Below are 17,598 nucleotides of genomic sequence, written 5' to 3'. Positions count from 1 at the left end.
GAATCCCATGCCCCGCATCCTCATCATCGAAGACGAGCCCGCCATGCGCACTGCGCTGTCGGATGTGCTGATCGCTCACGGGCATGAGGTGCGCGTGGCGGCGGATGGCGCGGCGGGCCTGCGCATGGCGCGGGAGCAAGTGCACGACTTGCTGCTGCTCGATGTGATGATGCCAAAGCTGGACGGCCTTTCGGTTTGCACGGCCTTGCGTCGCGATGGCTGTCAGACGCCTGTTTTGATGCTCACGGCGCGTGGTCGCGTGGAGGATCGTGTAAACGGGCTGGATTCCGGCGCGGATGATTATCTGGTGAAGCCTTTCAGTTCGCGTGAGCTGCTCGCCCGTGTGCGAGCGCTGCTGCGTCGCGTGGAAAGACGCGGCGTGGAACCTGAAACGCTGCGTCTGGGCGATGTGGTCGTGGATTTCACCGCGCAGACCGCCACCAAGGCCGGCAAACCGCTGCCGCTGAGCACGAAGGAGCCTGCAAATCCTCCGCCTGCTGGCCCGCGAGGCCGGGCGCATCGTCACGCGGGAGCAGTTCCTCGATGCCGTGTGGGGCGTGAACGCCTACCCCACCACGCGCACAGTGGATAACTTCATCTCCGCCCTCCGCGCCAAGATCGAGCCTGAGCCGGGCCTGCCCGTTTACCTGCTCACCGCCCACGGTCAGGGCTACCTGCTCATGACAACTGCATGACACAAAGCTGCTCACGATATGTCATTTTCATCCACCATGAACGCACCATCTTCGTTTCGTCTTTTTGAAGTCTCACGCAAAGGCGCAGAGGCGCAAAGAATGAGATTTCTGAACCTTTGCGCCTCTGCGCCTTTGCGTGAGTTCCTTCTGATGTTCCTCGCTTGTTCGCTCCAAGCCGCAGATACAAATCCGATCGCGGAAAAGCTGCGCCAGGGGCTTTTTGCCGAGGAGGCGGAGCGGGATCTGGAAAAGGCCGCGAAGGCCTATGAGGCCGCCGTGCAGCTCTACAACGCGGATCGCCGCCAGGCAGCCACGGCCTTGTTCCGACTCGCAGAAATCCGCCGGAAGCAGGGAGACGCCAAAGAGGCCGCGCAGCTCTACCAGCGCGTGCTGGCCGAGTTTGCCGATGACGAGGCCCTCGCCCGTCTCAGCCGCGAAAACCTCGCCGGAATGGGCGTTTCGCCCGCCGCGCCTGCGCCGACCGTGAACGACGAGGTGGCGGAGATCGCGCGGCTGGAGTCGCTCTTTAAAACTAGCCCGGACCTCGTCAACAGTGAGCAAAAAGACGGCATGCCGCCGCCACTGCACCACGCCGCCTGGCGTAACCAGCTCCGCGTCGTCACCTTCTTGCTCGAAAAAGGCTGCCAGCTCGACTTGCGCGAAAGCGCGGGCCGCACCGCGCTCGACATGGCCTGCGCTGCGGGTCATCTGGAGATGGCCAAGTTGCTCATCAGCAAAGGCGCGGACATTCACGGCAAGGACAAAGGTTCCACACCACTCGGTGCGGCATTGATGAACAAACGTTCGCAGCTCGCCCGCCTGCTCATCGAGAAGGGAGCGGATGTGAACCGTGTCTTCTATGAGTATAACAAAGAGAAAAAAGCCGCCTTTTACCAAACGCCACTAACCATGGTCACACAGCAAGGTGACTCGGCGTTATTCGATCTGCTGATCGCTCACAAAGCAGATCTCCATGCATCTCAATTGACTACAGACGTCAATAAGTTGGGATGGAACTACCCGCCTGTTTTGATCGCCGCGCACAACAACGCGCCTGAGCTGCTGAAAAGATTATTGGCCGCTGGAGCCAGCCCTGAGCTTCCACCCGGAATGCCCGGTGATTCACCTCTCTCGCAAGCTCTCCAGCTAGGACACCTGGAGTGTGTCACCCTGCTGCTGGATTCGAAGGCCAAGATTCAGCAGGATGTCATGTCCTATGCGGCAAGGCTCGGCAAAGAAGACTTCTTTCTGCGCCTCATCCAGGCTGGTGGCGACATCAACGAAGTCAGTCAATACGACACACCGTTGATTCACGCTGCAAAGCAAGAAGCGCAGAAGGTGCCGGACTCATTTCTGCATTTTCTCATCAAACACGGCGCGAGCGCGAAGAAGGCGCTTGGACAGAATCGCCCGCCTGTCTCAAGCGGCGGCATGTATTACGGAATGACCTTCGAACGGGCGCAAATCGTGCGCAGCACACTTTACGCGGAGTGGTTTGCGCAGCCGCAGATCACCTGGGCACCGCAAAATACCTCCATGCCGGTGCAACAGTCTCCTGACGATCCCGCGCCGCTCGTTTGCGATCTGGTGAATGAGTTCAGCTCTCTGCAAAAAGCCTTCATCGTGCGCAAAGCGGCGAATGAAGCCGGTTTCGAGCGCATCCCGCTCGACATGAAGGCCTGGGCGGATACCGGGGGCGATCACGCGAAGCTGCCGGAGCTGCGCTGGGGGGATGTGATCGAGTTTGATGAATGGGGAAAGCATGAGGACAGCCCTCGCATCGCCGACATGCTGCGTGCGGCTCGGCGTGTGCCTTTCAGCGTGACCATTGATGGTTTGAAGAATGACTTTGTGCTGCACGGCGGCGCGGAGATTTTTGATCCGACGCAGAACCTCGTGCCAGGCAGCATTCACGGGTTTCCGAGTGAGACCTTGCGCAGTATGCAGTCCGTTCTCGAGCTACTGGGGGTGAATGATCCACGCTGCGATTCAAGCGCGGTTGAATACGTCACCGGACCTGCGGGCAAGCGTCGCAAAGCCACGCTCGATCTCACGCAGCGAAACGCGGAAAGCCGCATCCAGCCGGGGGACGAGTTCGTCTTTCCACTCCGGAAGGTGATGGTCGTGAATGCTAGGCCGCGAATCATCTCCCCCGGCCTGCCGCTCAGTCGTGCGGTGAACCAGCACATGACGCTGTTGGAGGCGCTGGCGGCTTTTTTGAATGATTCCGAGATCGTGCTGCCACACCCAGATTGGTCAAAGCTGGTGCTGCGCCGCTGGGATGAGAAAAAGAAGGCGCATGAGCCCAAACCCATCAATCTGGCCGCTGCGATGGCGGATGGAACCTTGTTTGAGGACATTCCGCTGCAACTCGGTGACCTTATCGAGCTGCCTGTGCGTGAATCTGAATCCGGAAAGCCGTGGACCGGGCCAGATGAGGCGGTGGTGCGCTTTTTCCAGCGATCCTTGGCCCGCACGGTTATGCTAAACGACGGGGTGGCCAAGCGTGAACTGCGGCTGACGTGGTTTACGCCGCGCTTGAGACTGGAGAGCGGCCTGTGGCACCGTCAGGATGTCCCCGTCGAAAACAAAGCCGAGGGTCACATCACCTCCATGACCACCTCCGCGCTCAGCGAGGCACTGAACCGTGCCAACGGCGAGCAGGGCCAGGCGCGTCACTTCCACGAAGTCATAAATGGAATTCGCGATACAAACCTGGTGCGTGACAGTCTGCTGCGCGACGGGGATACATGGCTGGTGAAGGTGTCGGTGAACTACGTCAACCCGCAACCCAATATGATAAACATGCCGGGCGTGCCTCAGCCGGTTCCTCGACCCAGAATTGGGGTGCCTAGCCCGCGTTGACTCCTCAAGTTTCACAAGAAGTATATGAATCTCACTCACGCGATGATGTCTTTCGCTACGACGCCGTGGACGTCGGTGAGGCGGAAGTTTCGGCCGGAGTAGCGGTAGGTGAGGCGCTCGTGGTTGATGCCGAGGAGATGCAGGACCGTGGCGTGCAAATCGTGAGTGGTGATGATGCCGGTTTCGGCGGTGTCGCCCATGGCGTTGGTGCTGCCGTAGGTGAAGCCGCCTTTCACGCCGCCACCGGCCATCCACATGGTGTAACCGCGACCGTTGTGTCCGCGGCCGTTGTAGAGTTCGTTGTCGTAGCTCGATCCGCGGCCGAATTCGCCGCCCCAGAGGATGAGCGTGTCTTTGAGCATGTCGCGCTGCTTCAGGTCGGCGATGAGGCCGGCGATGGGTTTGTCGATGCTGCCTGCCTGACGCGTGATGCCTTCGCGGAGCTGCTGATGGTGGTCCCATCCGGTGCTGGTGAGCTGGATGAAGCGCACGCCTTTCTCAGCGAGCCGACGCGCCATGAGGCACTGCGTGCCAAAGCGCTCGGTGTCGCCGTTGTCGAGGCCGTAGAGCTCGCGGATGTGCGCGGGCTCTTTGTCGAGATCGAGCACGTCGGGCACGCTGGTCTGCATTTTGTAGGCGAGCTCGTAACTTTGAATGATGCCTTCGAGCTCGGGATTGCCCGGATCACCCGCGAGGAGCCTGCGATTGGCTTTTTGGATGAATTCGATCTGCTTGCGCTGCTGCGCGTCGCTGAACCTGCCATTCGAGAGATCGGGAACGCCGCCGCCGGTGGTGCTGAGGCGTGTTCCTTGGAAGCTCGCGGGCAAAAACGCGCTGCCGTAGTTCATCGCGCCGCCGGTGTCGGCCACGGGATTGATCGTGACAAAGCCGGGCAGGTCCTCCGCCTCGCTGCCGAGCCCATAGACGATCCACGCGCCCATCGAAGGCCGCACAAAGGTCTCGCTGCCGATGTGCAGCGCCACCGTGGCCATCTGATGCGCGTTCGTGCGTGTCTGCATGCCGTTGAGGATGCAGAGGTCGTCCGCGTGCTTCGACAGCTCGGGAAACGCTTCGGAGATCATGAGGCCGCTCTTGCCGCGAGGTTTGAAGTCGAACGCGGCGCCCATGTACTTCGCCATTTTGGCCTCCTGCGCCTTCACCAGCTCCGGTTTGTAATCAAACGTGTCGAGATGGCTCGGCCCACCCTGCATGAACATGAAAATCACGCGTTTGGCCTTCGCCGCGAAATGCGGTGCCTTGGGAGCGAGCGGATTGATCGTCTTCGGCGGTGCCGCCGCACTCGCCCACTGCTGATGCAGCGCATTGAACGCCAGCCAGCCAAAGCCTGCGCTGGTGGATTGGAGAATGGAGCGGCGGGTGGTCATGGAGGCGGATTTTTGACAGGAAGATTGGGGACAGAAAAATTTGGGTTCTGAAATCTTTCTGTCCTCAATTTTTCTATCAGATGGATTGGTTCAGAAGACGTAGCGAAACTCAGCGGTGCCCAACAGTGCTTGGATCAGTGATTGCGTGTCCAAATCGCGTGCATCGGTGATTTCTTCGGAAGTGGGTTCGCGGCCCAAAAGGAGGTGGTAAATGGCTTTCGTGTCTTTTCCGGCCTTCTCGGTGATTTGAGCGGCGATTTGCTCGACGAAGGGGTTGTTCATGAAAAACAAGGCCTGTGGAGCGACGGTGGTGACATCGCGCTGGCCTTTGATTTGGGTGGGGCCGGGGAAGTCGAAGGTGCTGAAGAGTTCGGGGATGTTGTCGCGAACGACGGGCAAGTAGATCGTGCGATACGGCTCCTCAATGCCGAGCAGACCACGCGTGATGCCGTGACGGCCTTTGCCGCCGCTTCCGGCGACTTGGATGCCTTCGGGGCGATCAAAGGTGAGTTGACCGGCGAGTTGCAGCAGCGTGTCGCGCAGGGGTTCGAGTTCGAGGCGCTTGGGGTTCTGTCGCCAGCGGAGTTTGTTGCCGGCGTCGGGATGCTCGGGATTGCCAGTGGTGGCTAGTCGATAGGTGCGGCTGAGCATCATGGCGCGGATCATCTTCTTCATGCTGTAGCCGTTTTCGACGAAACGGATCGCGAGATGGTCGAGCAGTTCGGGATGGCTCGGATCGGCACCGGTGATGCCGAAGTCATCGGGCGTGCGCACGAGGCCTTCGCCGAAAAGATGCTGCCAGAGGCGGTTCACCATGACGCGTGAGGTGAGCGGATGCGTGGGCTGCGTGAGCCATTGGGCGAATTCGAGGCGGCCGGAGCTTTGCGCGGGCACTTTCGGCATTGGTGGCAAGGCGGGGAGCTTCAATTCGCCGCGAGCAGGCGCGGTGTCGCGATCATGCGGATCGCCGCCGATGGCGATTTCGCAGTCTTTGATCTCGGCATCAATGACGCCCATGCAGAAGTGCGGATCGTGGTCGTAGCGAATGGTTTCCTTCGGATTGCCGAGCTCGCGGAGGTCATCCATCGAGTGGATGCCAGCGGGCAGTTTTTGCGGCGGACCGACGGCTTCATCGAGTTCCGTGGGCAGATCGACGAGTGCCTCGGGGCTCACGTAACCGCCGCTGACGCCTTCGTTGCGATTCGGCGTGCCACTGAGCGTGCGGCTGCTGTAGAAGATGCCCGCGAGCGCATAGTAGTCGCGCATGGTGACGGGCTCCGTTTTGTGATCGTGGCAGCGTGCGCAGGCCAGTGTGAGCCCGAGGAAAGCACGCCCAACGACGTCGATCTGGTCATCGACCTGATCGAGGAGGTATTGCTCGTAGTCGCCCTCCTGCACGTTCATGCTGCCGAGCGCGAGCATGCCGGTGCCGACGATTTGATCGCGGCGCTGCAGCACGGTGGTGGCTGGGAGCAAATCGCCCGCGATCTGCTCGGTGACGAAGCGGTTGTAGGGTTTGTCTTCGTTGAAGGAGTCGATCACCCAATCGCGGTAACGCGCGGCATACAAAAACGGTGCATTCCACACGCGACCGACGCTGTCGGCGTAGCGAATGACATCGAGCCAATGCCGCGCCCAGCGCTCGCCGAAGCGTTCGGATTGGAGAAAGGCGTCCACGACTTTGGCGAAAGCGAGGTCATCGGGTGAAGGATCGCGCAGGAAAACCTCGACCTCGGTTTGAGAGGGCGGAAGGCCGCGCAAATCGAAGGATGCACGGCGGATGAGCGTGGCACGGGGCGCATCACCGATGGGGCGGAGGTTTTCCTTTTCGAGACGCGCGAGGATGAAGCGGTCGAGGTCGTCTTTCGGCCACGCGGTGTCTTTCGTGGCTGGAATGGCCGGACGCTGGAGGCGCTGGTAGGACCACGGCGTGGGGTTGTCGTATTTCTCGGCGGCTTGGGCAGGGAAAAGACTAGCGAGGCAAAGAATCAGCAAATTGGCAACAGAATGGGGGTAACAGAATGGGTTTATTCTGTTGTCTTCATTCTGTTGCCATTCGGATTGGGTTTTCATTTCACGCCTCCTTTCGCTTTCAGCCATGCACTGAGTGCTTTCACATTCTGCGTGAAGTCGAGGCTGTAGATCACGCCACCGGCTGGCTTTTGCTTTTTGCCGTTCGCGTCGCGCATGATGCCGCGGTCGTCGTCGGTGATGGGCCAGGAGCCGTTGGGGGCTTGTTCTTTTAAAATGGTGGCGATGTCGGCGTCGGTGGGGGGGGAGGACCAGCGCTCTTTTTCGGTGCGGGGGAAGGTGACGGGCTCGCCACGGGCGATCTGGCTGCCGGCGGCTTGGAGGGCGTCGAGTTCGCTGTCCCAGACCCAGCCGTAGTTGGAGGAGGCTTTTTGGTCGGAGTAGGTCAGCTCGAAGCCTTTGCCGCCGGGGCCGCGCTCGAAGTAGAGGGGCTTGTTGGTGTTGAGTTCGTAGAAGCGGGCGAGCTTGTTGCCGGGCAGGAGCACGGTGCGGAGGTAGGTGATGGCTTTGGCGACGGGCGGGAGGTATTTTTTGTCGCCGGTGGCGGCGGCGAGCTTCAGCAGGGCCCACATGGCGGCCTGGCTTTCGCGACCGCTGATGGCGGTGGGCTCGAATTGACGGCTCCACACGGGCTGCATGTCGGCGTTGTATTGCTGCGCCCAGGCGGGCTGCGGATCGGGCATCTGCGCGAGCAGAAGGAAGTCGCCACCGCGTTTGGCGGCTTCGAGGTATTTTTGATCACCGCGAAGCTGCCAGGCGAGCAGCAGCGTGCTCATCAAGGTGGCGTGGGTGTTGTCGTTGAGCACATAGCAGCCGGTGAAGTCCTTCGGCCACTTGCGCGGCCAGTCGGCGGGGTAGCTGCCGGGTTTGATGGGATACTTGTCCGCAGGCGGCGGCGCGGTGGGCGCGTCGTCGAAATTCGCGCTCCAACCGCCCGCCGGATACTGCGTCATGAGGAGCGTGTGCAGCGCAAAGTCGGCGGCGGCTTTGATCTCGGCGTCCTTTCCACCGAGCGCGTGATCGACCCGCACGAGCAGCCGCGTGGCGGCCTGGGAGACATCGTCGTCGTAGGTGGCGTAGTTTTTCTTATCCTGACGACGCCAGTTGTGCCAACCGGCCTCGCGGGTGGCGGTCTGCGTGCGTGGAATGGCCGTACCATCGGCTTTGCGGCAGTAATTCTTCGATTCGCGGCCCTTGGCATTGAAATGGCCCGAGTAGTCCCAACCGCCCGAAGCGAGCTGCGTGCGCGAAACGCATCGCGCGGCCTCGACGGCGGCTGCTAGGCACTTTTCGTCCTTCGTGGCCTCGTAAGCATCCAGCATGGCCATGCCGACCGCAGGCGTGCCCGGTGGCTGAATCCAGATGGTGTCCGGACCGGGAATGCCTTCCGCTTCGCGCAAGGTGAAGTCGGCGCTGTAGCGGTAGACGTAACCGCCGTGGGCCGCCGCGTGGGAGTGGTAGAACGAAACGGCTTTGATGGTGGCGGCGGTGACTTCGGCGGGTGTCGCTGCCGTGGCGAGTGGCGGAATGACGAAGGACGAAATCAGAATGACGAAGGAATGAACAAGGCTGAATGACGAAGACTTCATGGCGCGGTGGTGATTAGGGGTTACGCAAAGGCGCGAAGCCTCATAGGATCCAAAGATGGATGGTTAGGGGGCTGCTGGAGCGACTTTGTGAGAGTCACATCATTTTCCACCAAGCTATGCTAGACATGATCATCGAAGCGGTAATGACGCAGGCCACCAATAAGCCAAAAATGCATGTCCACCAGAGTCTGCGAAGCATAAGCACTACGCAGGCAAACAACACGCCTGCCCAGGGGGAAGAATGCAATGAAACCAGTGAAACAGTCGGACACACTAACACGGGCCAGAAAGCAGCCACCACTTCATACCAAGGGCTAGTCTTGGCATTCTTGGCTGATGACTGAGAGTCTGGCATGAGCATGACTTGTTGGTGCTTTAATCACTTCTCCTCAATGCGGGCCTTCTTGTTCCCGTTGTCGCTGATGGCATCGAGGACCTGGAGGAGGGACTTGTAGGGAGAGTTTGCGTCACCTCGCACGATGACTTTGGCACCGGGGTGATCGGGGAGGTAGGTACTGAGGAAGCCGCGGAGGCGGTTCGTGGGGACTTTTTCGTCACCGATGAGGATGTTTTCGCCGTCGGCGGAGACGATCATGATGATGACTTCATCACTGGAGTCAGAGATTCGGTCGCCGTCAACTTTGCGGGACTTTGAGCCGGATTCGGCGGAGGGTTTGCGGCCTTCGCCGTCTTTGGTGCCGGGCTTTTTCATGCCTTCGCCGTCGCGGGGGCCGGTGCGTGGTTTTTCGCCATCGCGTATGCCGGGTTTCTTTTCGCCGTCGCGTTCGATATTCGGTTTGCTGCCGCCTTCACGCTCCCCGTCTTTCATGGCGGGTTTGGGGGACTCGGTTGACCTTGGTGACTCTGTTGACGGTTTTTGAGTCGTGGAGCCTTCGCGGATTTTGGGCGGGACTTCCTTTTCGATGGCTGCGACGGGGAGGCACAGAAGGAGGGTGCAGGCATGCAGGAGGGCGGCTTTCATGGCGTGGGTATTGTCAGGAAAGCAGGCGGATACGTCAATACATGAATCGAGCCTGGAGGCTGGGCACTACTTTTTAGCGAAAGATGAGCGTGGTCGGTGGCATGTGCTCATCAAAGTGGACCGGGAGGCGGATGGCGTGATCGAGGACGGTGAGGTAGTCTGCGCAGGGGATTTCATGCCCGCCGAACATGGCGAGGTGCGGCGTGGTCCACTGGGTGTCATGCAGGATGAAGCCTCGCTCGTGCAGACGATGCTGGAGGGCGGTGAGGGCGACTTTGGAGGCATGGGTCTCACGGCTGAACATGGATTCGCCAAAAAAAGCACCGCCGATGGTGACTCCATAGACGCCGCCGACGAGGCGGCCCTCTCGCCAGACCTCTGCACTATGGGCATGGCCCATGCGGTGGAGCTCCTCATAGACATCGAGGATGGCGGGGGTGATCCACGTCTCCTCGCGGTCTGCGCAGCCGCGCATGACATCGCCAAAGGCAGAATTCCACCGCAGCTCAAAGGGGTGTGAGCGGTAGAAGCGGGCAAAGCGGCGCGGTAGATGAAAATCCGCGATGGGGAGGATACCGCGCATCTTTGGCCGATACCAGTTCACACCGCCACCGTCCTCCCCCATGGGGAAGATGCCTTCGCAGTAGGCGTTGAGGAGGTCGAGCGGCGCGATTTCCATGAAACAGAGTGAGTGGGCAGGATGTGTGTGTCACTGCCTGTCGCGAAGAGGTTCTAAGTTTCAAGTTTCAGCTTCGTACTTCCCGCATATTAGGAGGTGGAGTGAATCTAGCGTTGCAAATCACGATCCTGCGCATCCTGCTGATCCCGGTCTTTATCGGGCTGGCTGTGTACTATGCACAGAGTGTGAAGGCGGGTGCGGCAGATGAATCCCTACGTCTGTGGACGGTGGTGGTCTTTGCCGTGGCGGCGCTGAGTGATGCGCTGGATGGCTGGGTGGCGCGGCGGTTCGACATGCGCACACGGCTAGTAGCGATCCTGGACCCGCTGGCGGATAAGCTGCTGCTGCTCTCTGCCATCCTGACGCTGAGCTTTACGTCGTGGAGACAGCAGTTTCCGCTGTGGTTCCCGCTGCTCATCGTCTTCAAAGACCTCGCCTCCATCGGTGCGGCCTTCATCATCGACCACTTTGCGGGGAAGTGCCATATCCAGGCCCACTGGACGGGGAAGGCCTGCACGGTGGCGCAGATCGTCGCGGTGCTCTGGATCATGCTGGACATCACCACGCCCGCGCTGATCTGGCCGGTGCTGATAACTGCTTTTTTTGCCCTGTGGTCCGGTGTTTACTACCTGGTCGATGGCACGCGGCAGCTCCTCGCAGCGGAGCCGAAGTGAAGCCTGCTGCGTGATGCGTGAATCACGCAGGATCGGCGTTTCTACCGGGCTGGCCGAGCATCGAGCATGCAGCATACGCACCCTTTTTTCAGCAACTCATCCGACATCTCACCACTCATGGCACAAACGACCTCCACCACCTGCCGCTGGGGCATCCTCGGCGCGGCCTTCATCGCCCGGAAGAACTGGCAATCCATCCTGGATGCTGGGAATGCCACGCTCATCGCCGTGGCCAGCCGCGAACTGGCGAAAGCTCAGGCCTTTATCGACGAATGTCAGGCGCAGGTGCCGCATCCGGTGCAGCCCGAGGCTCTCGGCAGCTATGAAGCACTGCTGGAGCGGCCCGACATCGACGCCGTGTACATCCCGCTACCCACGGGCATCCGCAAAGAATGGGTGCTGCGTGCCGTGCGAGCAGGGAAGCACGTGCTGGTGGAAAAACCCGTCGGCTGCGATGCCGCCGAGGTGGAGGAAATCCTCGCGGCATGCGCTGAGCGCGGCGTGCAGTTTATGGACGGCGTGATGTTCATGCATGGGCAGCGGCTCCAGCAGATGCGTAGCGCCGTGGATCGAGAAGTCGGCCCCGTGCGGCACATTGCCACGCAGTTCAGCTTCTTTGGCGATGAGGCCTTCACCCGTGCGAATATCCGCACCCACGGCACACTCGAGCCCCTCGGCTGCCTGGGTGATCTAGGCTGGTACTGCCTGAGCTTCACCCTCTGGGCCATGGCAGAGGCCACACCGCGCAGAGTCACCGGACGCCTCCACGCCGAGGCCGGGCAGGGCGGTGGGGCACCGAGCGTGCCACTCGCCTTCTCCGGCACACTGGAGTTCGATCAGGGAGTGAGCGCCTCGTTTTACTGCTCTTTTCATGCCGCACATGCCCAGTGGGCCATCATCAGCGGAGAAAAGGGGCTGCTGCAGCTCGCTGACTTCGTGCTGCCGTATGCCGAAACCGCACCCGCATTCAGCGTGACAAAATCCGACTTCAGCGTGGACGGTTGCCGCAGTGACATGCGAGCCGGGAGAGAAAGCCACAGCTCCGACGAGCCCGCGAACAACGCCCCCGGATCGCAGGAGTCCGCACTATTTGCCGACTTTTCCACCCTAGTGCTCACCGGGCAGCATGAGCCACGCTGGGGCCAGATCAGCCTACTCACCCAGCGTGTGCTCGATGCCTGCCTCCGCTCCGCACGGGCAGATGGAGCCTCCATCGCACTGTGATGAGTCCCTGCCGCATCTTCGCGACAAGACCGCGCTGCTGCCAGCCGTAGGTCTGCGGGATGAAAACACGCCTCCTGCTCCTCCTTCTCCTTTCCGTCATCCACACTCGTGCTGAAGACGCCGCCGCCTACCGCGAGCTCTTCAATGGCAAAGACCTCACCGACTGGGTCGATGTCAACACGAGTAAGGACACCTGGAGTGTCCGTGATGGCCTGCTCGTATGCAGTGGCCTGCCTATCGGCGTCATGCGCAGCGAAAAGCAGTATGAAAACTTCCTCCTCCACATCGAGTGGCGTCACATGCAGCCCGGCGGCAACAGCGGCGTCTTCCTCTGGAGCGATGCCACACCCGCCCCCGGCAAGCAGCTCCCCAAAGGGCTCGAAGTGCAAATGCTCGAGCTTCAGTGGCCCAATCTCCACCTCACCAAAGACGGCAAACCCAATCATCCCGGCTATGTCTCCGGCGAGCTCTTTGGAGCCAACGGCCTCGAAATCGTGCCCGAGAACCCACGCGGCTCACGCAGCATGTCCTTTGAATTCCGCTGCAAAGGCGCAGGCGAATGGAACACCTACGACGTCGTCGCCGTCGATGGCGTCGTGAAACTCAGCATCAACGGCAAATTCGTCAATGGCGTGAGCCAATCCACCGTCCGCAAAGGCTACCTCTGCCTCGAAAGCGAAGGCAGCGAGATCCACTTCCGCAACATCCGCCTCCTCGAGCTCCCCCCAGGCCGCCTCACCCCCGAGCAGACCGCGCCTGTGCTCGCGAAGTAGTGGCGGCGAAGTGGCTGGTGGGTGGTTTGCGAGTCACGGAGTTAGACGAGGCAAAAAGTGCTTAGTTCTTAGTGCTTAGTGGTGAGAACAGGGAGCTGCGACCCGAGAACTCAGGCAAGATTCTTGCCAGCCAAACCAACTGCGCCTAAAGCAGTGGGCACTATGCCGAATACATCCGACCGCTGGTCCCTTGACACTTGGTTCACAGGCTTTGGCCAAGCTGATTACACTGACTTCAAAAACGCCCTCGTCCGAGACCTCAATGCGCTGAAAGACCGCGCTTCGGGGCTCAAAAGCGAGATTTCTGCCATCGCGACGCTCATTGTCGATGTCGAGGCACTCAGTGACCGGCTGGGACATCTTTCGGCTTACCTTGGGTGCCTCTCTGCTGCGGATGCCAACAACGAAGCGGTCAAAGCGGATGAAGCTTGGCTCTCCACCCTCGAAGCCCAAAGCACCAAGCTCATGGCCACGCTGCGCTCGGTGCTCGCCGCGCTCGATGAGGCCAGTTTTAACCAATTACTCGCCACACCTGCTCTGAAGCACGCGGAGCACAGCATCACCCGCTGGCGCACGGAAGGCCGCAGGCAGATGAGCGCCGAAATGGAGGCTCTCGCTGCCGATCTCAATGTGAACGGCCTCCATGCCTGGGGCCGCTTGTATGACACCCTCACCGGTAAAATGGAATTCGAGATGACATTCCCGGATGGACACCGCGAAACAGTCCCCATGGCACGCCGCCGCGCCCTCATGTCCGAGCCTGACCGCGCTTTGCGTCAGGCGGCCTTTCACGATGGTCAGCGCCCATGGGAAGATCACGCTGTCACCCTCGCTGCGGCTCTCAATGGCATCGCTGGCACTCGACTCGATCTCTACGGTCGTCGCGGCATCGGGCACTTCTTGGATACACCGCTCTTTGACGGTGCGATGAGCCGCAAATCACTCGATGCCATGCTGGAGGCCATCCACGCCGGAGTCGAGCTCCCACGCCGCGCTCTGCGAAAAGCCGCTCAACTGCAAAAAACTCCCGCGCTGCACTATTTCGACCTCGAAGCGCCCCAAATCGCCGCTCCTGATGAAAAAGAGCTCACCTGGGATGAAGCCTGCGCCACCGTGGAGCGGGCCTTCAGCGCCGCTTACCCGAAACTCGGCTCCTACTTCCGCGACATGCTCGCCCAACGATGGATCGAGGCCCAGCCACGGCCCGGTAAGCGTCCAGGGGCCTTCTGCACCGGCTCGCAGTTCAAGCACGAAGAGCGTGTCTATATGACCTATCACGGCACCGTTCATGACATGGTCACACTCGCCCATGAAGCCGGTCACGCCTGGCACTACTGCGTGCTGCGTCCAGCACGCTACCTCGCTGCAGCTTATCCCATGACGCTCGCAGAGACGGCATCGAACTTTGGCGAGATGATCCTGCTCTCCGGCCTGCTCAATGATCCAGCCATCACGCCTGCGACAAAGGCTTACCTGCTCGATCAAGAAATGCTCCGAGCCCACGCCTACCTCATCAACATCCCCATGCGGTATGAGTTTGAAAAAGCCTTCTACACCGAGCGGGCGAAGGGCGAGGTGAGTGTCACACGCCTGCGTGAGCTGATGAGCGAAGCCCAGCGCGGACTCTATGGCGACACGCTGCTGCCAGACGGCACTGATCCCATGTTCTGGGCCTCGAAGATGCACTTCTTCATCAGCGGCATCTCATTCTACAACTTCCCCTACGTCTTCGGTTACTTGCTCAGTCAGGCACTCTTTGCTCGCTTCAAAGAAGAAGGCGCTGACTTCCTCCCCCGCTACGAGGCCTTCCTCGCCATGACTGGCAGCGCTAGCTGTGAAGACGTTGTCCAGCACACCCTGGGCGGTGATCTCACTGATCCGGCCTTCTGGTCTGGGGCACTGAAAGCCATGGAGCCCTCGCTCAAGGCCTATGAGGCTCTTTGAGCTTCTTCACCACCTTGATGCCCTCTAGGCGCATTTTTTTATCCACCGCTTTGCACATGTCATAGATGGTCAAAGCGGCCACGGATACTGCCGTGAGAGCCTCCATTTCCACACCCGTCGCAGCGGTGGTGATGACTGTGGCGGTGATCTCCACGGCCTTCGCAGTCGTTTGGAAGTCGATCTGCACCTTATTGAGCGGGATCTGATGGCACAGCGGGATGAGAGCCTGCGTCTGCTTCGCCGCCTGGATGCCTGCGATGCGGGCCACGCATAGGACATCGCCTTTTTTCAGGCTATTGGCCTTCAGCAGGCGGATGGTTTCGGCTTGGAGCAGGATGCGGCCTGTGGCGACAGCCTCGCGTCGCAGCGCAGGCTTGGCGCTGATGTCCACCATGCTGGCCTGACCGGAATGGTCGATGTGAGTGAGCTTTTTCATACGGAATGAGTCGGATGACAACACCGCACAGGCCATGGGGCAAGGCGTAACTCGTAATTGAGCGAGCGTGGTCTTGCGCCATGGGCTGCGGCAGCTCAATATGCAACCAGCTAGCAGCTCGATACAACGTTCCCATCACCCATCTCATCCCATGCCCACACTCCGCCCCTCCCGCCTCCTGCGCGAACTCCGCGCTGGCCAAAATAGCACCATTTTGAAGCTCAACATGGGCGATCCACGCATCGTGGAGCTCGCGGGGCTGGCTGGAGCCAGCGCCGTGTGGCTGTGCAATGAGCATGTGCCCAATGATTGGCTCAATCTGGAGCATCAAATCCGCGCCGCAAAGCTCTACGACATGGACACCATTGTCCGCGTGAACAAAGGCGGCTACAGCGAGTATGTGAAGCCCTTTGAGTGTGACGCCACGGGCATCATGGTGCCGCACATCACTAGCGCGGATGAGGCACGCAATGTCGTGGATATGGTTCGCTGCCGCCCCATGGGGAGCAAGGCTCTGGATGCCGGAAACATGGACGGACTCTTCTGCCAAGTGCCGCTGGCTGATTACGTAAAGCACTGCAACACGGAGAAATTCGTCATCCTGCAAATCGAGAGCCCCGAGGCACTGGAAGTCGTCGAAGAGATCGCTGCGGTGCCAGGGTATGACATGCTGCTCTTTGGGGCAGGGGATTTTAGCCACCGCATCGGCAAGCTCGGTCAAGCGACGTGCCCAGAAGTCGTCGCCGCGCGGAAGCGAGTCCACGCCGCCGCGATCAAAAACGGCAAATACGCCGCTGTCGCCTCCCTCTTCGGCCAGAAGGACATGCTCATCGAGGAAGGCGTCCGTGTCTTCACCCTCGGAGCCGATGTCATCGAGCTCGGCAACGCCTTCAACAGGATGGTCAAAGACTTCAGCGGTGGTGCGGCTGCTCCGAGCAGTGACTCTGTCTATGCGAATAAAAAGTAGCAGTTCGGCAGTCTAGCTCACTTCCCGACCGCTCTTTTGAGCTCGTGCTGCGCTTTGTTGAAGTCGGTGACGGCTTGCACGCGGCTCTGGCGGGCACGGGTCAGCTCTTCACGGGCCAGTAGGTATTCTAGCACCACGCCGAGTTGGCTGGCTTGGCGTTCTTTGGCCAGTTTCACCATTTCTTCGGCTGCGGCGACGGCTTCATCGTTGATGGCGATTTGGTCGTGGGCGCTTTGGGACTTTGCGGCGGCTTCCACGACTTCGCGGCCGATGGCGGCCTTGATCTGATCGGTTTGCAGGCTGGTGGCTTCTTCGCGGGCATTGGCGATGAGTTTGCGCTGCTTATCAAAGAGCCCCCCAGGGCCGATTTTCCATCCTAGACCGATGTAAAAGTCCTGCGTGTCATCGAAGCTGCCTGTGTTGTTGCCGATCCCTCCGCCTAGACCACCTACGGTGTAACCAGCCTGCACATTCGGGATCATCGGGGCGATGTGGGCGCGGTCGCTTTCGAGCTGTGCGGCTGTGGTGGCAGCGCCTGCGGCTTTGAGCTCTGGGCGGTTCTGTTTGGCCTGGGAGAGCAGTGTGGCGACGCCGGATTTGCCATGGAGCCGCACGGGCACCAGATCGGCCTTGGCGGGACGCAGCTCGGTCTGAGCAGGTAGGCGTAGAGTCTCTGCCAATGCTGCGGCTGCGAGATCGCGCTTCTCCTGCTCTTGGCGGATGGCTAGTTTTGCCCGCGAGACTTGTGTTTTCACGCGGAGTAGATCGGCGCGGAATGCGGTGCCTGCAGTGACGGCTCCGCCGAGCTGCTTTTCATAATCCTGTGTCAGGCGCAGATCATCCTCGATGATAGCGACGCTGGCCTCCGTGGCGAGGAGGTCAAAATAGCGCCCGGTGGCCTGCGTGATGATGTCTCGGCGTGTTTTTTCTGCCAGTTGCTCTGCCGCGAGTGTTTTTTGTTTGGCTGCGAGAGCGGCGTAATAGAGATCACCTGGCGACCAGTCGATCATGATGGCGGTACCGATGGTGTACTGCTGTTTGTAGGCATTGAAGACGGCCCCGGCGACATCTTGAATATTGCCATCATGTCGCCTGTAACCGACTCCTAGGCTCAAAGAGGGCCAAAAGCGCTGCCAGGCCTGCTTTGACTCCGCGATGGTCTCCGTGTGCTTCACGCGAGCGAGCTGGATTTCGTCATTATTCGCTCCCGCGAGCCGCATGACGGTCGGGAGATCGACATGGACCGTGTCGGCGTGCACAGTCACAGCAAGTAGGAGCCAGGAGTGCCGCAATAAGGACAAAACTCGAATGACGAAGGACATGGCGTTGGAGGGATTGGATTCGGAGTTTGATG

The 17,598-nt window shown here is 60.3% G+C and carries 15 protein-coding genes; 8 read left to right on the top strand and 7 right to left on the bottom strand.

Annotation, left to right across the window (positions count from 1 at the left end; translation table 11 throughout):
- Positions 1 to 7: 7 nt before the first annotated feature.
- From IPK32_01635 to IPK32_01625, 3 genes are read left to right on the top strand one after another with little or no spacing between them, the layout of a single operon-like run.
- Entirely contained in the window at positions 8 to 592 is a 585-nt protein-coding gene (locus IPK32_01635; protein MBK8090720.1) for a response regulator transcription factor, read from the top strand.
- Positions 558 to 695 (top strand): winged helix-turn-helix domain-containing protein, encoded by a 138-nt coding sequence (locus tag IPK32_01630; GenBank protein MBK8090719.1) that lies wholly within the window; start codon positions 558 to 560, stop codon positions 693 to 695. Before IPK32_01635 ends, IPK32_01630 begins: the two co-directional genes overlap by 35 nt.
- 36 nt (positions 696 to 731) lie before the next feature.
- Positions 732 to 3,560: an ankyrin repeat domain-containing protein gene (locus IPK32_01625; GenBank protein MBK8090718.1), complete on the top strand. Its 2,829-nt coding sequence runs from the start codon at positions 732 to 734 to the stop codon at positions 3,558 to 3,560.
- A gap of 35 nt (positions 3,561 to 3,595) precedes the next feature.
- Here the strand turns inward: IPK32_01625 and IPK32_01620 are convergent, their stop codons facing one another.
- The 5 genes from IPK32_01620 to IPK32_01600 all read right to left on the bottom strand — a co-directional run bounded on the left by IPK32_01620 (position 3,596) and on the right by IPK32_01600 (position 10,226).
- On the bottom strand, positions 3,596 to 4,945 hold the full coding sequence (locus IPK32_01620; GenBank protein MBK8090717.1) for a DUF1501 domain-containing protein: 1,350 nt from the start codon (positions 4,943 to 4,945) through the stop codon (positions 3,596 to 3,598).
- A 90-nt stretch (positions 4,946 to 5,035) separates the two neighbouring features.
- Entirely contained in the window at positions 5,036 to 6,940 is a 1,905-nt protein-coding gene (locus IPK32_01615) for a DUF1549 domain-containing protein (GenBank protein ID MBK8090716.1), read from the bottom strand.
- A gap of 74 nt (positions 6,941 to 7,014) precedes the next feature.
- Positions 7,015 to 8,565 (bottom strand): hypothetical protein, encoded by a 1,551-nt coding sequence (locus tag IPK32_01610; protein ID MBK8090715.1) that lies wholly within the window; start codon positions 8,563 to 8,565, stop codon positions 7,015 to 7,017.
- A gap of 379 nt (positions 8,566 to 8,944) precedes the next feature.
- Complete coding sequence (locus IPK32_01605) at positions 8,945 to 9,547, bottom strand: biopolymer transporter ExbD (protein MBK8090714.1); 603 nt, start codon at positions 9,545 to 9,547, stop codon at positions 8,945 to 8,947.
- Positions 9,548 to 9,620: 73 nt separating this feature from the next.
- A complete protein-coding gene (locus IPK32_01600; GenBank protein ID MBK8090713.1) occupies positions 9,621 to 10,226 on the bottom strand; it encodes a leucyl/phenylalanyl-tRNA--protein transferase in 606 nt (201 codons plus the stop codon).
- A gap of 113 nt (positions 10,227 to 10,339) precedes the next feature.
- Between IPK32_01600 and IPK32_01595 the strand changes: the two genes are divergently transcribed.
- The 4 genes from IPK32_01595 to IPK32_01580 all read left to right on the top strand — a co-directional run bounded on the left by IPK32_01595 (position 10,340) and on the right by IPK32_01580 (position 14,841).
- Positions 10,340 to 10,900, top strand: a complete 561-nt coding sequence (locus IPK32_01595; protein ID MBK8090712.1) for a CDP-alcohol phosphatidyltransferase family protein — start codon at positions 10,340 to 10,342, stop codon at positions 10,898 to 10,900.
- A gap of 117 nt (positions 10,901 to 11,017) precedes the next feature.
- On the top strand, positions 11,018 to 12,124 hold the full coding sequence (locus IPK32_01590) for a Gfo/Idh/MocA family oxidoreductase (protein MBK8090711.1): 1,107 nt from the start codon (positions 11,018 to 11,020) through the stop codon (positions 12,122 to 12,124).
- Between the two features lie 59 nt (positions 12,125 to 12,183).
- Positions 12,184 to 12,897, top strand: a complete 714-nt coding sequence (locus tag IPK32_01585) for a DUF1080 domain-containing protein (GenBank protein MBK8090710.1) — start codon at positions 12,184 to 12,186, stop codon at positions 12,895 to 12,897.
- Positions 12,898 to 13,059: 162 nt separating this feature from the next.
- Positions 13,060 to 14,841 (top strand): M3 family oligoendopeptidase, encoded by a 1,782-nt coding sequence (locus IPK32_01580; GenBank protein MBK8090709.1) that lies wholly within the window; start codon positions 13,060 to 13,062, stop codon positions 14,839 to 14,841.
- Here the strand turns inward: IPK32_01580 and moaC are convergent.
- A complete protein-coding gene (moaC, locus tag IPK32_01575) occupies positions 14,819 to 15,277 on the bottom strand; it encodes a cyclic pyranopterin monophosphate synthase MoaC (protein MBK8090708.1) in 459 nt (152 codons plus the stop codon). The genes IPK32_01580 and moaC overlap by 23 nt on opposite strands.
- Positions 15,278 to 15,428: 151 nt before the next feature.
- Here moaC and IPK32_01570 point away from each other — a divergent pair, with 151 nt between their 5' ends.
- The gene (locus tag IPK32_01570; GenBank protein ID MBK8090707.1) at positions 15,429 to 16,244 is read left to right on the top strand and encodes an aldolase; all 816 of its coding nucleotides are present in this window, start codon (positions 15,429 to 15,431) and stop codon (positions 16,242 to 16,244) included.
- Between the two features lie 17 nt (positions 16,245 to 16,261).
- On the opposite strand, the gene IPK32_01565 is transcribed toward IPK32_01570, so the two are convergent.
- Positions 16,262 to 17,566 carry a TolC family protein gene (locus IPK32_01565; GenBank protein MBK8090706.1) on the bottom strand — a complete coding sequence of 435 codons (1,305 nt, stop codon included), beginning with the start codon at positions 17,564 to 17,566 and terminating at the stop codon, positions 16,262 to 16,264.
- Between the last annotated feature and the right edge of the window lie 32 nt (positions 17,567 to 17,598).

Source organism: Verrucomicrobiaceae bacterium, assembly GCA_016713035.1.
Classification (GTDB): Bacteria; Verrucomicrobiota; Verrucomicrobiia; order Verrucomicrobiales; family Verrucomicrobiaceae; genus Prosthecobacter.
This window is presented reverse-complemented; position numbering and strand designations above follow the sequence as displayed.

Coding starts and splice junctions, on each gene's coding strand:
- IPK32_01585 (MBK8090710.1), top strand. CDS start 12,184: ATGAAAACACGCCTCCTGCTCCTCCTTCTCCTTTCCGTCATCCACACT.
- IPK32_01580 (MBK8090709.1), top strand. CDS start 13,060: ATGCCGAATACATCCGACCGCTGGTCCCTTGACACTTGGTTCACAGGC.
- IPK32_01600 (MBK8090713.1), bottom strand. CDS start 10,226: ATGGAAATCGCGCCGCTCGACCTCCTCAACGCCTACTGCGAAGGCATC.
- IPK32_01610 (MBK8090715.1), bottom strand. CDS start 8,565: ATGAAGTCTTCGTCATTCAGCCTTGTTCATTCCTTCGTCATTCTGATT.
- IPK32_01570 (MBK8090707.1), top strand. CDS start 15,429: ATGCCCACACTCCGCCCCTCCCGCCTCCTGCGCGAACTCCGCGCTGGC.
- IPK32_01565 (MBK8090706.1), bottom strand. CDS start 17,566: ATGTCCTTCGTCATTCGAGTTTTGTCCTTATTGCGGCACTCCTGGCTC.
- IPK32_01620 (MBK8090717.1), bottom strand. CDS start 4,945: ATGACCACCCGCCGCTCCATTCTCCAATCCACCAGCGCAGGCTTTGGC.
- IPK32_01635 (MBK8090720.1), top strand. CDS start 8: ATGCCCCGCATCCTCATCATCGAAGACGAGCCCGCCATGCGCACTGCG.
- IPK32_01605 (MBK8090714.1), bottom strand. CDS start 9,547: ATGAAAGCCGCCCTCCTGCATGCCTGCACCCTCCTTCTGTGCCTCCCC.
- IPK32_01590 (MBK8090711.1), top strand. CDS start 11,018: ATGGCACAAACGACCTCCACCACCTGCCGCTGGGGCATCCTCGGCGCG.
- IPK32_01625 (MBK8090718.1), top strand. CDS start 732: ATGAACGCACCATCTTCGTTTCGTCTTTTTGAAGTCTCACGCAAAGGC.
- moaC (MBK8090708.1), bottom strand. CDS start 15,277: ATGAAAAAGCTCACTCACATCGACCATTCCGGTCAGGCCAGCATGGTG.